The organism is Aquamicrobium sp. YD-1-mutant5 (genome assembly GCF_059509755.1).
The window spans coordinates 426,600-445,766 of record NZ_JCAKKP010000001.1 but is presented as its reverse complement, the minus strand read 5'-3'; the positions used below and the strand labels follow the sequence as shown (position 1 = coordinate 445,766).

Here is a 19,167-nt window from a genome sequence, read left to right as displayed (position 1 = left end):
ATCCGAAATCTCTCACAGCGGGTTGAAGTTCAGGGGGCGAATCTGAAAGCTGGCTGTGCGCCGCGCGCAAGGCTGCTGGCCGGTTAAGAGACGAAACGATCATGTCCGATATTGCCGGCCTCGTTCTTCCGTTCTTCGGGCTGATCTTCGTCGGGTTCGCCGTCGCACGCATCACGCGCCAGCCTCTCGAAGCGCTTGGCTGGCTGAACACCTTCATCATCTATGTCGCGCTGCCGGCCCTGTTCTTCCAGCTTCTGGCCAGAACGCCGTTTGAAGAGCTGACGGAATGGGGCTTCATCTTTGGATCGGTGTTCTCCACCTTTCTGATTTTCATGATGATGTTCGCGGGCTCATTGCTGGTAGCCGGCAATATCGCGGAATCCACCGTGAAGGGGCTGGCGGCTGCTTACGGCAATATCGGCTATATGGGGCCGGGGCTGGCGGTGCTCGCCTTCGGAGAGAAGGCCGCTGTGCCCGTCGCTCTGATCTTCTGTTTCGAAAACGTCATGCATTTCACCATTGCCCCGATGATGATGGCGCTTGGCGGTGACGACCGCAGGTCATGGCCGCAGCTTGTGACAGGCATCGTCAGCCGCATTGTGCTGCACCCCTTCATCATCGCGACTGCGCTTGGCGTTCTGGCGGCTTATTTCGAATGGAGCCCGCCACTGCCGCTCGACCGTTTGCTCGGCTATCTCGCGAACGCGGCCGCTCCCTGCGCCCTGTTCGCCATGGGGGTGACGCTTGCCCTGCGGCCGCTGCGGCGCATACCTGTCGAAATCGTGCCGATCAGCCTGCTCAAGCTCATAGTGCATCCGCTGCTTTGCTACGTGATGCTGAGCCTGATGGGAGATTTTTCAGAGGTCTGGCTCTTTTCCGCCGTTCTGCTGGCGGCTCTGCCCACAGCCACCAATGTCTTCGTCATTGCCCAGCAATATGGGGTGTGGGTCGAGCGGGCTTCGGCCACGATACTGGTCACGACCTGCGCCTCGATCATGACCGTCACCGGCCTGCTTTACATGATCCGGGCCGGGATCCTACCGCTGGATCTGTTCCCGTAACGCGCTGCCCAGTGCGGAAAAACCGCTACCGGGATGCAGCCCTTCACGCATGAAGAAAGCACGCAGCGGCGCAAAGCGCCCGAGCAGCCCGAGCGTGGCGCTGCGGGCGATCTGGGCAGGAAGCATATTCGACAGCAGCGACCGGTTGAGGAGATTGACCGCGCTGGTGCGGGCCACGACGTCGGGCCTGCGCCGGAGATCGTAAGTGATCATTGCCTTGTCCGATCCGGGATCGGATCGATTTTGTGATGAAACATCAACGAGATCGACGATATCCCTGATGCCGAGGTTCAGCCCCTGTGCGCCGATGGGCGGAAACACATGAGCCGCTTCGCCCACCAGCGCCACCCGGTTCCGTGCAAAGCGCTTCGGTGTGGAGGTCGACAGCGGATAGATCTGGCGCTTTGGCTCCACCGCCACTCGCCCCAGCATGGATTGCATGCGCCGCTCAATGTGAAGTGACAGGGCATCGTCGTCCAGTGCCGCCAGTTCGCTGGCGGTTTCAGGACGCACGACGCAGACAAGGCTCGATCTGCGGCCGCCGGGAAGCGGCACCTGCGTGAATGGCCCGGTCTGGGTGTGGAATTCGGTGGAGGTGAAGTTGTGATCGAGCGTGTGGCCAAAATTCAGAACCAGCGCCGCCTGTGGAAACGGATGCGATGATACCGAAATGCCGGCGGCCTGGCGAGCCGGCGACATGCGCCCATCCGCAGCGACGACCAGTTTTCCTGAAACTTCGCTGCCATCTGCAAGCCGCGCCACAGCCTCGTCGGAACCGAGGTTCCAGCTTTCCACCAGTGTCTTCTTCCAGGCGATCGACGTGTTTGCCGCCACGGCCTGCGCCAGCGTCGCCACCAGCACCTTGTTGGGTATGTTGAGGCCGAAGCGCTCTTCAGCGATGTCACCGGCATGGAAAGTTGCGGGCGTGCTGCGGATCAGCCGGTCCGTCGCATCCACGATACGCATGATCTTCAGCGGGGCGGACTGATCTGACAGCGCTGTCAGAACGCCGATCCGTTCCAGCGTTTCGAGGGCGGGATTCATCAATGCCGTGGTGCGCCCGTCCTCGATATTGGGCTCAGGACCGACCAGCGTGACCGCAAAGCGTGCTCCGGCAAAGGAAAGCGCGGCGATCAGACCGGCAGGGCCGGTTCCGGCAACGAGGATCTTTGCTTCGGTTTCAGCAGGGATGGCGGTCGTTGGCATATCGGAGCCTCCTTGTCGCCCGAGCTATACGCCTTTCCCCACTGGCCCATCAACGCGACCTTTCAGCCGCTGCAAGAAAAACAACGCTTTTGCGCCTGTTACGGACAAGAAATCCTGTGTGGCCTTATGTCTAATCCACGCTCCCGCATTGACCCCGGCGGACAGGTGGTTGATCAAGAGGGATTATGGATGCCATGCAAGGTGGACTGGTGGCCGTGGATAAAAAACCGACCGGCAGGAAGATCAGGGACCGTATTCCCAGACCGAGGAAGAAGGTGACCTGGCCACAGGCAAGAGCCTTTTCCGTCCATCTTCTGACGGCGTCCGGATCTTTCCTTGCTTTCGTTTCTCTCGTTGCGGCCAGCGAAGAGCGCTGGACTGCGATGTTCTGGTGGCTGGGACTGGCATTGTTCGTGGACGGCATAGACGGCCCGATCGCGCGCAAGCTGGAGGTCAAGGAAATCCTGCCGACATGGTCGGGCGAACTACTCGACAACATCATCGACTATGTCACCTATGTGCTGATTCCTGCATTCGCGCTGTATCAGTTCGGACTAATGGGCGAGGGGCTGTCGTTTATCGCCGCCGCCATCATCGTCGTTTCGAGCGCGATCTACTATGCCGATACCGGCATGAAGACCAAGGAGAACTTCTTCAAGGGGTTCCCGGTGGTCTGGAACATGGTTGTGTTCACGCTGTTCGTGGTCGGGCCGGGAGAATGGGTGTCATTCGCCGTGGTGGTGATCTGCGGACTGCTGACCTTCGTGCCGATCAATTTCCTGCATCCGGTGCGGGTCAAGCGCCTGCGCCCGATCAATCTCGCCATCACCCTTTTGTGGTGCGCGTTTGGGGTTCTGGCGCTGGCAGAATCCGCCCTTGCCGAATTCTACAGCCAGATCGGCATTCTGGCGGAAAACGTCAGTCTGTTCACCAAGGGTGGCATCACCGTCACGGGGCTTTATCTGTTCTGTATCGGCGGTATCATGCAGCTTTTTCCAAGTCTCGGCGCGAAGAAGGCCTGAATTCACATGTCCAAGGCAATCCGCATTCACAAGCATGGGGGCCCCGAGGTGCTGGTTTTCGAGGACGCGGATCCCGGCCGTCCCGCTCCGGGTGAAGTTCTCGTTCGCCACACCGCGATCGGCGTGAATTTCATCGATGTCTACCATCGCACCGGCCTCTATCCAGCACCGAACGGCTTGCCTTTCACGCCAGGCGGAGAAGCTGCCGGCGTGGTTCTCGAAGTGGGCGAGGGGGTTGACTGGCTGGCAGCGGGAGACCGTGTCGCCTATGTGGTTCAACTAGGTGCCTATGCGGAGCAGCGCGTTGTAGGTGCCGATCGGGTCGTTCGCATTCCCGATGGGATCAGCGATGATCAGGCTGCCGGCATGATGCTCAAGGGCATGACGGTGGAATATCTTGTGCGCCGTACCTTCCGGGTGAAGCCCGGCGACACCGTGCTCTATCACGCAGCGGCCGGCGGGGTGGGACTGATCTTCGGTCAGTGGGCGCATCATCTTGGCGCCACCGTCATCGGAACGGCCGGCTCGCCGGAAAAGGCCGAACTCGCGCGAGCCCACGGGTTCCATCACGTGATCGACTATCGCCGGGAGGATTTCGTGCAGGAAGTGGCACGCATCACCGACGGCAGGAAATGCGATGTCGTCTATGATTCGGTTGGCAACGACACGTTTGCAGGCTCACTGGACTGCCTGAAGAGGCTCGGCACACTGGTTTCATTCGGTCAGTCTTCAGGTCCGATCCCACCTTTCGACATCGGCATTCTCGCCCGGAAAGGATCGCTGTACCTGACCCGCCCGACGCTTTTCAGCTACAATGTCACGCGCGAGGAACTTGAAGCGTCGGCAGCGGCTTTGTTCGAGGTGGTGCTGTCGGGGGCCGTGAAAATCATGGTCAATCAGCGCTATGCCCTCAAGGATGCCGCGCGTGCCCATTCCGATCTGGAGGGGCGCAAAACCACGGGAACAACCGTTCTCGTTCCCTGAATCATCGCTGCGAATGCCATCGAAATTATTGAAGCTCTTTCAAAGTAAGCATCGGTTTGCGCAGAAACGCGCCAGTGCCTACGATGCCATCGGGAACACAGAACATATCTGTTAAACAGATGGGAGGCACTGTGAGTTTAAATCAAGGCGCTGCGGACCTGCTCGAGGTTCGTGGCCTGACCAAGATATTCGGCTCCCTGAAAGCTTGCGACACGATCGACCTTGGCATTGCCAAAGGCGAAATACATGCGCTTCTGGGAGAAAATGGGGCTGGAAAGTCCACGTTGGTCAAGATGTTATTCGGCTCTCTTGAGCCACATTCCGGTGAAATTCTGTGGAACGGCCAGCCGGTGCGCATCACCAGTCCGGGCGTTGCGAAGAAACTCGGTATCGGCATGGTGTTTCAGCATTTTTCGCTGTTCGAGGCGCTGACCGCAGCCGAAAACATTGCTCTTTCGCTCAATGACGGCGCGCCGATAAGCACTATTGCGGCCAAGGCCCGCGCCTTGTCCTACAGCTATGGCCTGCCGCTCGATCCGGATGCGCTGGTGGGCGATCTGTCGGTTGGAGAGCGCCAGCGGATCGAGATCATCCGCTGCCTGTTGCAGACGCCTGAACTCATCATTCTCGATGAGCCGACGTCGGTTCTGACACCACAGGAGGCCGACAAACTGTTTGAAACGCTGGAGCGGCTCCGGGCCGAGGGCAAGTCGATCCTCTATATTTCGCATCGCCTCGAAGAGGTGAAGCGCATTTGCGACCGCGCCACCGTGCTGCGTCACGGCAAGGTGGTGGGACACTGCAACCCGCGCGAGGAAACGGCGTCTTCTCTGGCCCGGATGATGGTGGGCACCGAGGTTCGCGCGGTCGAGCGCACGCCGGCTGCGGGAATCGAAAAGGCCAGGCCGCTGCTGGAGATCGTCAATCTCAACCGAAAGCCGGCAACACCGTTTGCCATTGCCTTGAAAAACATCAATCTTTCCGTTCGGGCAGGGGAGGTCGTCGGCATCGCCGGCGTTGCCGGTAACGGGCAGGGAGAGTTTTTCGAAGCTGTGTCTGGTGAGGTGCTTCAGCAGGACCGGGCGTCGGTGCGCATTGGCGGCGCCGATGTGGGCGGGCTCGACATAACGGGCCGGCGTCTGCTGGGCGCTGCCTTCGTTCCCGAGGAACGCCTCGGCCATGGTGCTGCACCGCGCATGACGCTGTCGGAAAATCTTCTCCTTTCCCGGCACGCCACGGACGGCAAAAAATTCGTCGGCAAAGGCGGCGTGATCGAAAGCAAGGCGATCTACGACACCGCACAGCGCATTATCGGGATCATGGATGTGCGCAAGAGCGCGCCTGATCCGGAAGCTGCGTCCCTCTCCGGCGGCAATCTGCAGAAATTCATCGTCGGGCGCGAGCTCGACCGCAATCCCTCGGTGATGATCGTCAACCAGCCGACATGGGGCGTCGATGCCGGGGCTGCGGCTCATATCCGGCAGGCGCTCATCAGCCTTGCCCGGAATGGCTCCGCCGTGCTGGTGATCAGCCAGGATCTGGACGAGCTTTTTGAAATGTCGGACGCCATTGCCGTGATGCACAATGGCGAATTGTCACCCGCACTGCCTATAGCCGAAGCGACGTACGAGAAGATCGGCCTGCTGATGGGCGGCGCCGAGCCGGGGCATGCCGCCACAGCCCATGCAACCGAAACGGCGGAGGTGGCATGATGCGCATCGAGCTCGTCAAACGTCCGCAGCGCTCGGCGCTGTTTTCGATGCTCTCTCCCTTCATCGCCTTCGCGCTGACCGTGATTACGGGCGCGATCATGTTTGCGGTTCTGGGCGTTAACCCCGCCAGGGCGCTCTACGCCTATTTCATCTCACCGCTCACCGAAGTCTGGCAGTTGCACGAGTTGGCGATCAAGGCCGCACCCCTTATCCTGATTGCGGTGGGCTTGTCCGTCTGCTTCCGCGCCAACATCTGGAACATCGGTGCGGAAGGCCAGTTTACGGTCGGTGCCATTGCCGGCTCGCTTCTGCCCGTTCTTTATCCTGATCTGCAGGGCGCATACCTTCTCCCGCTGATGCTCCTGATGGGCATGATCGGCGGAGCGGCATTCGCGAGCATTCCTGCTTTTCTCAAGGCACGATTCAACACCAACGAAATCCTCACCAGCCTGATGCTGGTCTATGTCTCGCAACTGTTTCTCGACTGGGTTGTGCGAGGCCCGTGGCGTGATCCCATGGGCTATAATTTCCCGCAGACGGTTCAGTTCAGCCGGGCCGCGCGCCTGCCCGAACTGCTGGATTCCGGCCGGGCCAATCTGGGCTTCATCTTCTCGATCGTTGCGGCTGTGCTCATCTGGCTGATGATGAGCCGCATGCTCAAGGGGTTTGAAGTGCGGGTGATGGGTTCCAGCCCGCGGGCAGGGCGGTTCGCCGGCTTCAGCATGAACCGCATGGTGTTCTTCGCCTTCATGCTTTCCGGTGCGCTGGCGGGATTGGCCGGCATTTCGGAGGTTTCCGGCGCTATCGGCAGGCTTCAGCCGACGATTTCACCCGGTTACGGCTTTGCCGCCATCATCGTCGCGTTTCTGGGCAGGCTCAATCCGCTCGGCATTATCGCGGCAGGTCTCGTGCTGGGGCTGACCTATCTCGGCGGCGAGGCGGCACAATCCTCGCTTGGCGTGTCGGACAAGCTGGCGCGCGTGTTCCAGGGCATGTTGCTGTTCTTCGTGCTGGGCTGCGACACGCTGATTCATTACCGCATTCGCTTTGTCGGCAGGACAAATCCGGCAGCTGACACGATTGCAGCACAGGAAGGGGCAAACTGATGGATATCTGGATCAGCATCCTTCTTACCATCGCCACTGCCGCCACGCCGCTGCTCATCGCCGCAATCGGCGAACTGGTTGCCGAGCGCGCCGGTGTCCTGAACCTTGGCGTCGAGGGCATGATGATCATGGGCGCGGTTGGCGGTTTCGGGGCTGGATATCTGACAGGATCTCCGTGGATCGGCGTGCTCGCTGCCATCATCATCGGTGTTCTGTTTTCCCTGCTCTTCGCTTTCATGACGCTCACGCTGGCGACCAATCAGGTTGCGACAGGGCTTTCCCTCACCATTCTGGGGCTCGGCCTTTCAGGCATGATTGGAACCAGTTTTGTCGGCCAGCCGGGCGTACGGTTGCAGAATCTCGACATTCCCGGCCTCACCTCGCTGCCGGTGGTCGGAAAGCTGATCTTCGGGCAGGATCCGATCTTCTACCTGTCGATCGTGCTGGTCATTGCCGTCGCCTGGTTCCTGTTCCGCAGCCGTACGGGGCTTACCATGCGTGCCATCGGCGACAGCCACGGCTCCGCCCATGCCCTCGGCATCCACGTTATCCGCTACCGCTATCTGGCGGTGATGTTCGGCGGCGCCTGCGCCGGGCTTGCCGGCGCGCATCTTTCACTCGTCTACACGCCGCAATGGGTGGAAAACATGAGCGCCGGACGCGGCTGGATCGCGCTGGCGCTGGTGGTGTTCGCCTCGTGGCGGCCATGGCGGGTTCTGGCCGGCGCCTACATCTTCGGCGCGATCTGGATAGGACAGTTGCATGTGCAGGCCATCGACCTGTCGGCGTTCAGCAATTCGTCGTGGCTGATCTACCAGCCGCTGGCGCTGCTGAAGTCCCTGCCATCCCAGTTCCTGTCGTCCTTGCCCTATCTCGCGACGATATTGGTTCTGGTTGTGATTTCGCGTAACAAGCGCCTGACCATGATGAACACGCCAGCTTCCCTGGCCCAGCCCTTCGTGCCTGAACGCTAAGAAATTCAGCGCGTTAGATGTTAAACCTCAGATGGAGAACACTCATATGAAAAAAACCATGACAGCTCTCATGGCAGCGGTGGCAGCTCTTGCCCTGTCTGCGCCCGCTCAGGCGCAGGACAAGCTGAAGGCCTGCTGGATCTACACAGGTTCCATCGGCGACTTCGGCTTTGCCTTCCAGCACGATCAGGGCCGCCAGATGGTGGAAAAGGAGCTTGGCGATCAGGTCGAGACCGCCTTCCTCGAAAACGTTTCGGAAGGTCCGGACGCTGCCCGTTCCTTTGAGCGCATGGCGCGTGACGGGTGCAAGATCATCTTCGGCACCTCCTTCGGCTTCATGGATGCCGAACTCGAAGTGGCGAACAAGTTCCCCGACGTGAAGTTCGAGCACGCCACCGGCTTCAAGACATCCGACAACATGGGCGTCTACAACATCCGCTTCTATGAAGGCCGTTATGTCAGCGGCCAGATCGCGGCCAGGCAGTCGAAGACCGGTGTGGCCGGTTACATCGTTTCGTTCCCCATTCCTGAAGTCGTGATGGGCATCAACGCCTTCATGCTCGGCGCCCAGTCCGTCAATCCGGATTTCAAGCTGAAGGTTGTGTGGATCAACTCCTGGTTCGATCCGGGCAAGGAAGCCGACGCAGCCAAGGCGCTGTTCGATCAGGGTGCCGACATCATTGCCCAGCACACCAATTCGACGGCTCCGCTGCAGATTGCCGAAGAGCGCGGCATGCACGGCTTCGGTCAAGCGGCCGACATGTCCAAGTTCGCTCCCAAGGCACAGCTCACCGCCGCAGTGAACAACTGGGGCCCGTATTATGTGAACCGCGTCAAGGCTGTCATTGATGGCAGCTGGAAGGCGGAAAGCCGGTGGGAAGGTTTCAAGGACGACATCCTCTATATGGCACCCTACACCAACGTGCCGGATGAGGTTGCAGAGGCTGCCAAGGCAACCGTTCAGAAAATCACAGACGGATGGAATCCCTACACCGGCCCGATCACCAGACAGGATGGTACGGAATGGCTGAAGGACGGCGAGGTTGCCGATGATCAGACCCTTCTGGGCATGAACTTCTATGTGAAGGGCATCGACGACAAGCTTCCGCAGTAATCGTCAGCGGAGCGAAAGCAGAGAAGGGCGCCTTTCGGGCGCCCTTTTTTCTGCTTGTTCGGGGGAGGGTGCGCCTTTCAGAAAATGCGCTGGATGTGCCTCAAACCAGATAATCGCTGACATGCGGCCACACTTCCAGGGCGCCCCGATAGATCATGTCGAGTGCGACATAGAGGATGATCAGCAGGCCGATATAGGCGATCCAGCGATAACGGTGGAGAAGCCGTGCAATCAGCGACGCGGCAAGTCCCATGAGGGCGACAGAAAAGACGAGGCCGACGACGAGTACGGTGAAGTGGTCGCGCGCTGCACCAGCTACGGCAAGCACATTGTCGAGCGACATGGAAACGTCGGCTACGACGATCTGGATCGCCGCCTGCAGAAGCGTTTTGCGGGGGGCCTTCGAGGGAGAAGATTCCGCGCCATCGGCCAGAACCCGCGTGGCTTCCTCTTCATCCTCATGAGAGGTGCGCAGCTCGCGCCACATTTTCCAGCAAACCCATAGCAACAGGATGCCGCCAACCAAAAGCAGGCCGAGTATTGCAAGGAGATGTACGGTTATCACCGCAAACACGATACGCAGAATGGTTGCAGCCAGAACCCCGATCAGGATCGCTTTCTTGCGTTGGTCAGCCGGCAAGCCAGCGGCCGCGAGACCGATGACGATGGCGTTATCTCCGGCCAGAACCAGATCGATGAAAATCACCTGAAGGAGCGCAGTGAAGCCAGCTGCGGTAAAAATTTCCATCGCCAGATCGCCTATCCATGTCGTGGGAACACCGGAGGCCTACGCCCAAGCCGGCAATGCAGTCAAGGGTTGTTGGGCCGTCAGGGGTTGTCGTCTCCATCGTCCTGCAACCTGCGAAAGCCCAGCGGTGGGACACCCTGAGCGCACTTCAGGAAATAAGAATTGCAGCAACCGTCTCATCTGTTGACTGCCGACCATGCTCGGCGCTAAAGCCGTGCGTGTATTGCATGCCTTTACTGTGAGGCGGCAGTCGGGCAGGAGGGATGGCCGAGCGGTTTAAGGCACCGGTCTTGAAAACCGGCGAGGCAGTGATGTCTCCGTGGGTTCGAATCCCACTCCCTCCGCCACGACCTCTGATTTCCAACGGCCGCAAAGGCTTTTCCTCTTTGGCTGTACACACGAAAGTACAGTTGTGAATCAGGGCGACATGCCTGCTTTTTGGGTGTGTGAGTTCAGGCCGAACCGCGACTTTTACAGTTCGAGTTTATTCATAGCGATGTCTGTTTGCGACAAGTTTCTGACGGAAAATCTCCGCCGGTGTTTTGTACCCCGAACATCTGCGCGGCGTATTGTTGAGGCGATGAAAGATGAATACGAGATCTCGGTCACTCAACGTTAGCGGATCAAGGTCTCTGGGGAGCCATCGTCTTGTTCGCCTGTTGGTGTTTTCGACCGTTCCCTTTTGCCAGAGGGACTGCGGATCACAGAACCATGCTTTTGTTCTGATCCCGCCCTGCAGGTAAGCCCATTCCGTGAATTCAGTGCCGCGATCAAAGGTGATCGAGCGCCGGGCTATTTGGGGCAGGGGTTGCAGTACGCAAATCACACCATCCATTACCGCACGTGACTGACGATAATTGTTGCGCAACACAACTGTGAAACGGCTTACCCGCTCAACCAGAGACGTCACATTGGCATCGCATTCCCAATGTCCAAACTGCTTGCGCCTGGCGATCATGTCCGGGCAATGTAAGATGCTCAGTTCCGGCAGAAATCAATTTCCATGACGGCGCCGGGCATGACGTGGACGTCGTCTGGCACGACGTTCAGGCAGATACTCCCAAAGCCCTTCTTTTCGACCGTCGGCGGAATAAAAAAACTGATAGATCGTTTCATGACTGACAGCGATGGGGTGGCGCTCCATCTGCATTCTCACGGCAATTTGCTGCGGCGACCATCCATCGCTGATGTGCTTGATCACGGATTGACGCAAATGATCAAACCGGATGAGCTTGCGTTGTTTCGAGCGACGTTCACGGGATTTCTGATCGGCAACCATGCCGTAATAGCCGGTTAGATCCGTGATCTGACCGTCGACAAATCGATTGCGTTTCAACTCGCGGAAAACGGTTTATCGATGTCGTCCAGGTTTCTCGGCAATAATATCAACGGAGAGGTTTGCGGCGCGCCAGCGGGCGATCTTGCGGCGTTCATCCGGATCAATATGTGCGTAGCTGCGTTCCATTCACTGCGGTGAGTTAGTCGCATAAGATAGATTATGGAACTATATCGGCAATGTAGTGCGCGACTTGCGCCTTTATCGAAGCCCGGACGTTATCGTGTGATCCCAGATGCACACGCACAGAATGAGTGTGCAGCGCGCATCAGGCCGGCTGGAGTGGAAATTCCAGCACCAGTCCGTCATAGGCCGGCTGAACATTGTCCGGCGTTTCAGCCCGCACCGTCTCGTAGTCCAGCGGTATGTGCATATGGGTCAGAACGGCTTGTCTGGGCTTCAGCCGGTCGATCCATTCCAGTGCCTCGCCGAGCGAAAAATGGCTGGGATGGCGGCGGTATTGCAAGGCGTCGACGATCAGCAGTTCAAGGCCGTTCAGCCGCAATGCAGTGGTTTCCGGAATACCGCTGACGTCGGGGCAATAGGCAATGTTTTCAACGCGGAAGCCGAGCGAGGTGATGTCGCCGTGCACTTGCGGCAGAGGCTCGAAGGTGAGGGCACCGCCCTCTCCGTCCACAGTGACCGTCCGGTCATGATCGATGCCGCGCGCCCACAGGATCGGCGGATAGGAACTGCCGGGCGGCGTTTCGAAGCAATAACCGAAAGCCTCGCGCAGGCGCACCATGGTCGCTGCGTCGGCATAGATGTCGATGAGGCGCTTCTGCTCGAGCACATAGCCGCGCAAATCGTCTATGCCATGGATATGATCGGCATGGGCATGCGTATAAAGCACGGCATCGATATGGCCGACTTTCGCCATCAGCATCTGGGCGCGGAAATCCGGGCCGGTGTCGATCACCACTGTAGTCCGGCGCCCGTCGACCCTGATACGCTCGAACATGGCGGAGGCGCGCATGCGTCGGTTTTTCGGATTGGCGGGATCGCAGGCGCCCCAGTCACCGGTGATGCGCGGCACGCCGGGCGATGAGCCGCACCCCAGTATGGTGACGCGCAGCCGGTCGCTCACGCCTTTATCGCCACTTCATCGGGTCGAGGCATCTTACTGAAAAGACGAAAGAAATTTTCCGTGGTCAGCCTTGCCACCTGTTCGGCATCGACGCCGATGGTTTCGGCCAGAACCGCTGCCGTATGGGCCACGAAGGCAGGCTCGTTGCGCTTGCCGCGATGTGGAACCGGGGCGAGGTAAGGCGCATCCGTCTCCACCAGCAAGCGCTCATGCGGCACGGCAGCCGCGATGTCACGAATGTCCTGCGAGTTCCGGAATGTCAGAATGCCGGAAAAGGAGACATATCCGCCAAGCGCAACGCCGACCTCTGCCAACCGCCTGCCGGAGGAAAAGCAATGCAGGACGAAGCGGAAAGCCCCCTTCCCCATCTCCTCTTCCAGAATGGCCGCTACGTCATCATCGGCAGAACGGGCATGGATGACCAGCGGCAAGCCGGTTTCGCGTGCGGCTGCGATGTGATTGCGGAAGCACGCGGCCTGAAGCTGCGGCGTGGCATAGTCGTAATGATAGTCAAGACCCGACTCGCCGATGGCGACCACCCTGGGATGGCTGCTGAGCCTGATCAGGTCTTCCGCAGAAACAACGGGTTCCTGCGCCACGCTGTTCGGATGCGTGCCGACCGAACAATAGACCTCATCATACGCCTCGGCGACTTCAAGGATGCGGTCAAACTTCTGCACCTGCGTCGAAATCGTCACCATGCGCCTCACGCCAGCTTCGCGGGCGCGGGCGATGATCGCATCCCGCTCCTCGGCGAAATCCGGGAAATCGAGATGGCAGTGACTGTCGACCAGCATCAGGCGGCAGGCTCCTGCTCCACATAGCGCGGGAACACGGGCTGCGGCGCCGGCAGTGGCGTGCCGGGCACCAGAGCGTCGAGTGTGTCGACATGCCCGAAATCGCGCTGATCCTCGCCCACGGCCAGAAGATCGAGCAGTTTGGCGGCGGAACCGGGAATGAAAGGCTGGCACAGGATGCCGACGCGCCGGATTATCTCGGCCGTCGTCCACAGAACCGTTTCCATGCGCGCCGGATCGGTCTTCTTCAGCGCCCACGGCTCCTGCCCCGCGAAATAGCGGTTTGCTTCGGCGACAACACCAAAGATCGCGGCCAGCGCCTGATGGATAGCCTGCTCGGCCATGGTCCTGCGCGCGGTCGCCAGCGCATCCACCGCCTGCGCCAGAATAGCCTTGTCGGCTTCCGCCAGCTCGCCACGCGCCGGCACCACGCCACCGCAGTTCTTGGCGATCATGGACAGCGAGCGTTGCGCCAGATTGCCAAGATCGTTGGCAAGATCGGCGTTGGTGCGATTGACGATGGCTTCGTGGCTGTAGCTGCCGTCCTGCCCGAACGGCACTTCGCGCAGGAAGAAATAGCGCACCTGATCGAGGCCGTAATGCTCAACCATGGTGAAGGGATCGATGACGTTGCCGAGCGACTTCGACATCTTTTCACCGCGGTTGAACAGGAAGCCGTGGCCGAACACCCGCTTCGGAAGCTCGATGCCGGCCGAGATCAGAAAGGCCGGCCAGTAGATGGCGTGGAAGCGCACAATGTCCTTGCCGATGATGTGCGCATCGGCCGGCCAGAATTTCCATTTCTCTTCATTTTCATCAGGATAGCCAAGCGCAGTGATGTAGTTGGTGAGCGCATCCACCCACACATACATGACGTGCTTTTCGTCGCCCGGCACCGGAACGCCCCAGTCGAAGGTGGTGCGGGAGATGGACAGGTCCTTCAGGCCCGAGCGAACGAAGCTCGTCACTTCGTTGCGGCGCTCAGCCGGTCCGATGAAATCGGGACGGCTTTCATAAAGCTCCAGCAGCTTGTCCTGATAGGCGGAAAGGCGGAAGAAGTAGCTTTCCTCCTCGACCCATTCCACGGGCGTACCCTGCGGTCCGTAGCGCACGCCATCTTCGCGCACTTCGGTTTCCTCTTCGCCGTAATAGGCTTCGTCGCGCACTGAATACCAGCCAGCATAGCCGCCCTTGTAGATGTCGCCCCGGTCGGCCATGGCCTTCCAGATCGCCTGCGAGGCCTTGTAGTGGCGCTCCTCGGTGGTGCGGATGAAATCGTCGTTGGAGGCATTCAGCGCCACGGCCATGCGCTGGAACGCGGCGGCATTTCGATCCGCCAGTTCACGCGGCGAAATGCCCTCCTTCTTCGCCGTCTGCAGCATCTTGATGCCGTGCTCGTCCGTTCCGGTAAGGAAGAAAACATCCTTGCCGTCGCAGCGCTGGAAACGCGCAAGCGCATCCGTGGCGATCAGCTCATAGGCATGGCCGATATGCGGCTTGCCGTTGGGATAGGAAATGGCAGTGGTGATGTAGAAACTATCGCGCGACATGAAGGGACCGTCTCGAAGTCTGCAAAGGAAGAATGTGCGGTGGATATAGCATCGGAACGGCGATTGCCATCCCGCGGCAAGGCAGAGCTTCACATTCGAAATGCAGAGTTCAGGCGATCAATCATCGAAAGCGCGTGCTGCTTCTTGTCGAGGTTATAGGTTTCCATCTCGATTATCGCATTGCGCGCGTCCTGCCAAGCATCGGTGAGCGATTTGGCGCGGGCAAGGTTTCCGCCAAGGGCGGCCTGCCGCGCTTGACCGGAAAGCAGATCGAGCGCGTGACGATTGAATATGTCGAACGGCACGGCCCCGTCGCGGCCTGCGACCACATCCGCCAGCCTGTGGGCGCTCCCTACCTCATAGCGTGGCGAATGCACCAGATCATCGAGGGCCTGCGCTATTTCCAGCCCGCCATATTGGGCGAGCATGATGGCATTGCGCACGCTGCCACCTGCCCGCTTCGCCACCTCGCCCCCGGCGGAAGACTGCCCCACGGCGTCCAGAACACTGGTAAGCTGCAGAGGCTCCAGCGGCGACAGGCGCACCACCTGACAGCGGGAGCGGATGGTTGGCAAAAGCGAACCCGGCGCATGCACGATGAGGATGAAAAGCGTGCGCGCCGGCGGCTCCTCAAGGTTTTTCAGAAGAGCATTCGCCGCATTGGCATTCATGTCGTCAGCCGGATCGACGATGACCACGCGGTAGCCGCCATCATGCGAGGTCAGGGACAGGAAGCTGCTGACCTTGCGAATCTCGTCAACGGTGACGACAGACTTGTAGGCCTTGGTGCGCTCGTTGAGAGGCCGTGTCAGGTGCAGCACCGAAGGATGCGCACCCTGTGCGATCTGCCGGAACAGCGGTGAAGCAGGATCCGGCACCGCAAGCTGTGCAGGAGCTTCCTGATGGCGCGGATATTTCAGCAGATGATGGGCAAGATGAAAGGCCAGCGTTGCCTTACCTATCCCGACCGGGCCGACAAACATCAGCGCATGGGGCAACTTGCCCGAGCGGTAGGCATTGATCAGCATGCCGGCGGCCTCTTCATGGCCGACCAGCACAGGCGTTTCCGCCGGTTCAGGCACGCCTTCCAGAGTGTCATGCTGCTCGGGTGCCAGACGCTCGAACATCATGGCACCTCTTCGCGCTTCTTGCCGTTCGTGATCGCGCACGCTTCCAGCCGGCTGAACACGGCTTCCGTCACCGCATTGTCGACGTCGTCAGGAGAGGATGCGGCATCGATCACCACGCAGCGGTCGGGCTCCGCCTCGGCTATGGCGAGGAAGGCCTCCCGCCGCTGCCTGTGCATCTCGACGGTTTCCTTCTCGAAACGGTCCGGCGCATCGCCGTTGGAGCGCCGCGCATCGGCTCGCCTGAGGCCTTCAGTCGGATCGATGTCGAAGATGATCGTCATGTCGGGCATCATGCCATTCACGGTGACCTTTTCCAGCGTCTCCATGAATTCGGGGGGCAGCCCGCCCGTCACGCCCTGATACACACGCGACGAATCCACAAACCGGTCGCACAACACGATCGCACCGCGTTCGATTGCCGGCCTGATCAGTTGCTCGACATGATCGGAACGGGCAGCAGCAAACAGCATCGCCTCCATTTTGGGCCCCAATGCCTCTGCCGCGCCCGAAAGAATGACGTGGCGCACGGCTTCTGCTCCGGGTGAACCGCCCGGCTCGCGCGTGACCACGACATCATACTTCTTGGCGCGCAGCCTGCTCGCAAGCCGCTCGATCTGGGTGGACTTTCCGGCGCCCTCCCCGCCTTCGAAGCTTATGAAGAATCCCTGGCGCACTGGCTGATGTTTCGTTCCGTTGTCGCGACAAGTCCTTCGCTTATCAGCGCAGCCAGCCTATGGCCAGTTCCTTGAGCGCATCGAAGGCCCGGTTGTGGAGTTTGCCAACCTCGACCGTCTCCGCTGCCTGCAAAGGCACTTCCTGGCTCAGCGTGTCGCCTATCCATATGCGCAGCGAGCCAACCGCCTGCCCCTGCTCGACGGGCGCCCGAAGCGGCCCCTGATAGACGATCCGCGCCGTCAGCTTGTCGCGGTTGGCGACAGGCAAAAGCAGATCGACCGCCCCTGTTGCGGTAAGCGCGACACCGCCCTTGCTGCCACCATAGACCTGCGCGGTTCCCACCGTTTCATTCGCAGCGAAAATTTCGGTTTTCTCGAAGGAGCGCAGCCCCCATTCCAGAAGCTTGCGCGATTCTTCCGCACGCTCACGATCGGAAGAGAGGCCGGCAAGCGCCGCAATCACGCGCCGGCCGTTCTGCGATAGCGCGCCGACAATGGCAAAACCGTTCTGCTCGCTGGCGCCCACGGCCAGTCCCTCCGCACCGATATCCATCGCCAGCAACGGGTTGCGGTTGCGCTGGTTGATCTTGTTCCAGGTGAAATCGGTTTCCGAAAACAGCCGGTAAAGATCCGGGTAGGTCTGCTGAAGGTGACGGGCAAGCAGCACCAGCTCGCGCACCGTGGTCATCTGGCCATCCGCTGGCAGTCCCGTCGCATTGACGAAAACGGACTTTTGCAGGCCGATCTTGCGGGCGCGCTCCGTCATCTGGAGGGCAAAGCCGCTTTCCGATCCGGCGACGCCCTCGGCAATGATGATGCAGCCGTCATTGGCGGCCTGCACGGCAATGCCGCGCATGAGGTCCTCAAGGCGAATGCTGGACCTGACAGCCGCGAACATGGTGGAGGTGCGCGAGGGCGCGCCGCCGGTGCGCCATGCATTCTCGCTGACCACGAATGTGTCATCCAGCGTCAGCCGGCCGGATTTCACCGCGTCGAAAGCCATCTCCAGCGTCATCAGCTTGGCCAGAGAAGCCGGCTGAATGGCAGCGTCGGCATCCTTGGCGTAGAGCACGCTTCCCGTTTCGCCATCGATCATGAAGGCTTGTGGGGCCTTTGTTTCAAACAGTTGCGCGAAAGCGCCGGCGCCGGAAAACCACAGGCAAACCAGTACCGTCAGGGCAATGAGCGGAACGCGCAGAAAAAATGACATGAAGACGCCTGCCCGTAAGGAATGAACTTCAGGCTATCAGGCCGCAGGCGGGCAGATCAACAGCCGTGCATGCGCTTCGATTGCGGCCGTCGCCATCAGTTGCGCACGACGAGAGCATCGGGCGCGCCATTTTCCCATGCCGCCTGCAGGATGGCGTCGAGATCCGCATGACCGTCAGTGTAAATCTCTAGCGCATGCCATTCGGCTCCCTCGCCTTCTGTGCGCTTGATGACCACCTTCCCCAAACCGGACAGACGCTTCGCGACGCGACGTGCCTCTGCTTCACTGCGGTAGGCGCCGGCGGCGATGTAATCGCCCGCTACGTTCTGCGCCGGATTGGCGCGCTTCCACGAATCCACGACCGCCCGCGGCGTCATTGCACCGCGATCGACGGCGGAAAAGGCCCCGGCGGCAGATTGAATGCGTTCGTCCGCGTAGGAAAGCGATGCAAGCGCGAAGGGCGAATCCGCAGGCATGCCGCTGTCCGGGCGTATCGGGACGATTGGCCCGTATTCCGGCAGACTTCCGTCTCCAAAGGCAAATGCCTGCTGCGCATCGGAACTCCGGCCGGGGAACGGCACGCCCCGTGAAGCACCGCCCATGCTCGGGGTCGAGCCGTTCATCGCAATCATCACGCCTGTCGGCAGGCCAACCGATGGATCGGGGGCGCCGTTTCCGGGCTGATAAGAAGCCATCAGATAAGGCTCGTCGTCGCCATTCAGCGGCGCCCGCCCCACATACTCAACCTTGACGTTGGCCGTACCGGCAGTGCGGTAACCCAGCATATCGGCCGCGCGCTTCGACAGGTCGATGATGCGGTTGCCGTGATAAGGACCGCGGTCATTGACGCGGACGATCACGGAACTGCCATTGGCCACATTGGTGACCCGGGCATAACTCGGGAGCGGCATTGTCGGATGAGCGGCGGTCAGATGCTCGGTGTCGTAAACCTCGCCATTCGCAGTCAGCCGCCCGTGAAAGGCGTCGCCATACCAGGAAGCAGCTCCCGTTTTCGAGTATTTCGGGTCTTCCTTGGGGTGATACCATTTGCCGGCCACCTGATAGGGCTTGCCGACCTGATCGCGACCACCGCCGCGCCTGATCTTGGAGCCCTGCGCCACACGCGGGCTGGCCTTAACGCCATATTTGGATTCGGGAAAATATTCCTTTGAACGCGGCTTGGTTTGCTGCTTTGGCTGTGGCGTTCCGCATGCTGCAAGAGCAATGGCCGAAACCGCAAAGGACATGATGGTAAGGGTGCGGCGAAAGCCCCTGCGCGTCACGACCTGCATTTAACACAACCCCCTGACCGACAACAAAGAAGGGCACAAAAAAAGAGATCGCTCGCTGCTCGCGCCGATCCCGAGCACGGTTTCCTGCTTGCGCTCATAGTCATTTGCGCAGGAATTTCTTAGCGGCGTATTAACCGATTGTGGCGGCAACCGGGCATCTTTGT

At 60.1% G+C, this 19,167-nt stretch carries 16 protein-coding genes, 1 tRNA gene and 1 pseudogene; 8 read left to right on the top strand and 10 right to left on the bottom strand.

Annotation, left to right across the window (positions count from 1 at the left end):
- Window positions 1–101: 101 nt before the first annotated feature.
- Entirely contained in the window at window positions 102–1,061 is a 960-nt protein-coding gene (locus tag AC5XE7_RS02180) for an AEC family transporter (RefSeq protein ID WP_495364337.1), read from the top strand.
- Here AC5XE7_RS02180 and AC5XE7_RS02175 read toward each other — a convergent pair.
- Window positions 1,038–2,267: a UbiH/UbiF family hydroxylase gene (locus AC5XE7_RS02175; protein ID WP_495364338.1), complete on the bottom strand. Its 1,230-nt coding sequence runs from the start codon at window positions 2,265–2,267 to the stop codon at window positions 1,038–1,040. The genes AC5XE7_RS02180 and AC5XE7_RS02175 overlap by 24 nt on opposite strands.
- Window positions 2,268–2,452: 185 nt before the next feature.
- Between AC5XE7_RS02175 and pcsA the strand changes: the two genes are divergently transcribed.
- The 6 genes from pcsA to AC5XE7_RS02145 all read left to right on the top strand — a co-directional run bounded on the left by pcsA (window position 2,453) and on the right by AC5XE7_RS02145 (window position 9,179).
- Window positions 2,453–3,289 (top strand): phosphatidylcholine synthase, encoded by an 837-nt coding sequence (pcsA, locus tag AC5XE7_RS02170; protein ID WP_495364339.1) that lies wholly within the window; start codon window positions 2,453–2,455, stop codon window positions 3,287–3,289.
- 6 nt (window positions 3,290–3,295) lie between these two features.
- Window positions 3,296–4,273: a quinone oxidoreductase family protein gene (locus AC5XE7_RS02165; RefSeq protein ID WP_495364340.1), complete on the top strand. Its 978-nt coding sequence runs from the start codon at window positions 3,296–3,298 to the stop codon at window positions 4,271–4,273.
- Window positions 4,274–4,392: 119 nt separating this feature from the next.
- Entirely contained in the window at window positions 4,393–5,985 is a 1,593-nt protein-coding gene (locus tag AC5XE7_RS02160) for an ABC transporter ATP-binding protein (protein WP_495364341.1), read from the top strand.
- Window positions 5,982–7,091 (top strand): ABC transporter permease, encoded by a 1,110-nt coding sequence (locus tag AC5XE7_RS02155; RefSeq protein ID WP_495364343.1) that lies wholly within the window; start codon window positions 5,982–5,984, stop codon window positions 7,089–7,091. Before AC5XE7_RS02160 ends, AC5XE7_RS02155 begins: the two co-directional genes overlap by 4 nt.
- On the top strand, window positions 7,091–8,065 hold the full coding sequence (locus tag AC5XE7_RS02150; protein WP_495364344.1) for an ABC transporter permease: 975 nt from the start codon (window positions 7,091–7,093) through the stop codon (window positions 8,063–8,065). Before AC5XE7_RS02155 ends, AC5XE7_RS02150 begins: the two co-directional genes overlap by 1 nt.
- A 46-nt stretch (window positions 8,066–8,111) precedes the next feature.
- Window positions 8,112–9,179 carry a BMP family ABC transporter substrate-binding protein gene (locus AC5XE7_RS02145; RefSeq protein ID WP_495364345.1) on the top strand — a complete coding sequence of 356 codons (1,068 nt, stop codon included), beginning with the start codon at window positions 8,112–8,114 and terminating at the stop codon, window positions 9,177–9,179.
- A 100-nt stretch (window positions 9,180–9,279) separates the two neighbouring features.
- On the opposite strand, the gene AC5XE7_RS02140 is transcribed toward AC5XE7_RS02145, so the two are convergent.
- On the bottom strand, window positions 9,280–9,927 hold the full coding sequence (locus AC5XE7_RS02140) for a TerC family protein (protein ID WP_495364346.1): 648 nt from the start codon (window positions 9,925–9,927) through the stop codon (window positions 9,280–9,282).
- Window positions 9,928–10,184: 257 nt separating this feature from the next.
- Between AC5XE7_RS02140 and AC5XE7_RS02135 the strand changes: the two genes are divergently transcribed.
- Window positions 10,185–10,274 (top strand) — tRNA-Ser (locus AC5XE7_RS02135).
- 137 nt (window positions 10,275–10,411) lie between these two features.
- Here AC5XE7_RS02135 and AC5XE7_RS02130 read toward each other — a convergent pair.
- The 8 genes and pseudogenes from AC5XE7_RS02130 to AC5XE7_RS02095 form a co-directional block, all read right to left on the bottom strand.
- Window positions 10,412–11,392: pseudogene (locus AC5XE7_RS02130) on the bottom strand (IS30 family transposase).
- A gap of 139 nt (window positions 11,393–11,531) precedes the next feature.
- A complete protein-coding gene (locus AC5XE7_RS02125; RefSeq protein ID WP_495364347.1) occupies window positions 11,532–12,350 on the bottom strand; it encodes an MBL fold metallo-hydrolase in 819 nt (272 codons plus the stop codon).
- On the bottom strand, window positions 12,347–13,147 hold the full coding sequence (locus tag AC5XE7_RS02120) for a TatD family hydrolase (RefSeq protein ID WP_495364348.1): 801 nt from the start codon (window positions 13,145–13,147) through the stop codon (window positions 12,347–12,349). The genes AC5XE7_RS02125 and AC5XE7_RS02120 overlap by 4 nt, the downstream gene beginning before the upstream one ends.
- Window positions 13,147–14,697: a methionine--tRNA ligase gene (metG, locus tag AC5XE7_RS02115; protein WP_495364349.1), complete on the bottom strand. Its 1,551-nt coding sequence runs from the start codon at window positions 14,695–14,697 to the stop codon at window positions 13,147–13,149. The genes AC5XE7_RS02120 and metG overlap by 1 nt, the downstream gene beginning before the upstream one ends.
- Window positions 14,698–14,786: 89 nt before the next feature.
- The gene (locus AC5XE7_RS02110) at window positions 14,787–15,827 is read right to left on the bottom strand and encodes a DNA polymerase III subunit delta' (protein ID WP_495364350.1); all 1,041 of its coding nucleotides are present in this window, start codon (window positions 15,825–15,827) and stop codon (window positions 14,787–14,789) included.
- A complete protein-coding gene (gene tmk, locus AC5XE7_RS02105; RefSeq protein WP_495364351.1) occupies window positions 15,824–16,501 on the bottom strand; it encodes a dTMP kinase in 678 nt (225 codons plus the stop codon). Before tmk ends, AC5XE7_RS02110 begins: the two co-directional genes overlap by 4 nt.
- A gap of 43 nt (window positions 16,502–16,544) precedes the next feature.
- Window positions 16,545–17,711 carry a D-alanyl-D-alanine carboxypeptidase family protein gene (locus AC5XE7_RS02100; protein ID WP_495364352.1) on the bottom strand — a complete coding sequence of 389 codons (1,167 nt, stop codon included), beginning with the start codon at window positions 17,709–17,711 and terminating at the stop codon, window positions 16,545–16,547.
- Window positions 17,712–17,806: 95 nt separating this feature from the next.
- Window positions 17,807–19,003 carry a septal ring lytic transglycosylase RlpA family protein gene (locus AC5XE7_RS02095; RefSeq protein ID WP_495364353.1) on the bottom strand — a complete coding sequence of 399 codons (1,197 nt, stop codon included), beginning with the start codon at window positions 19,001–19,003 and terminating at the stop codon, window positions 17,807–17,809.
- Window positions 19,004–19,167: the final 164 nt, after the last annotated feature.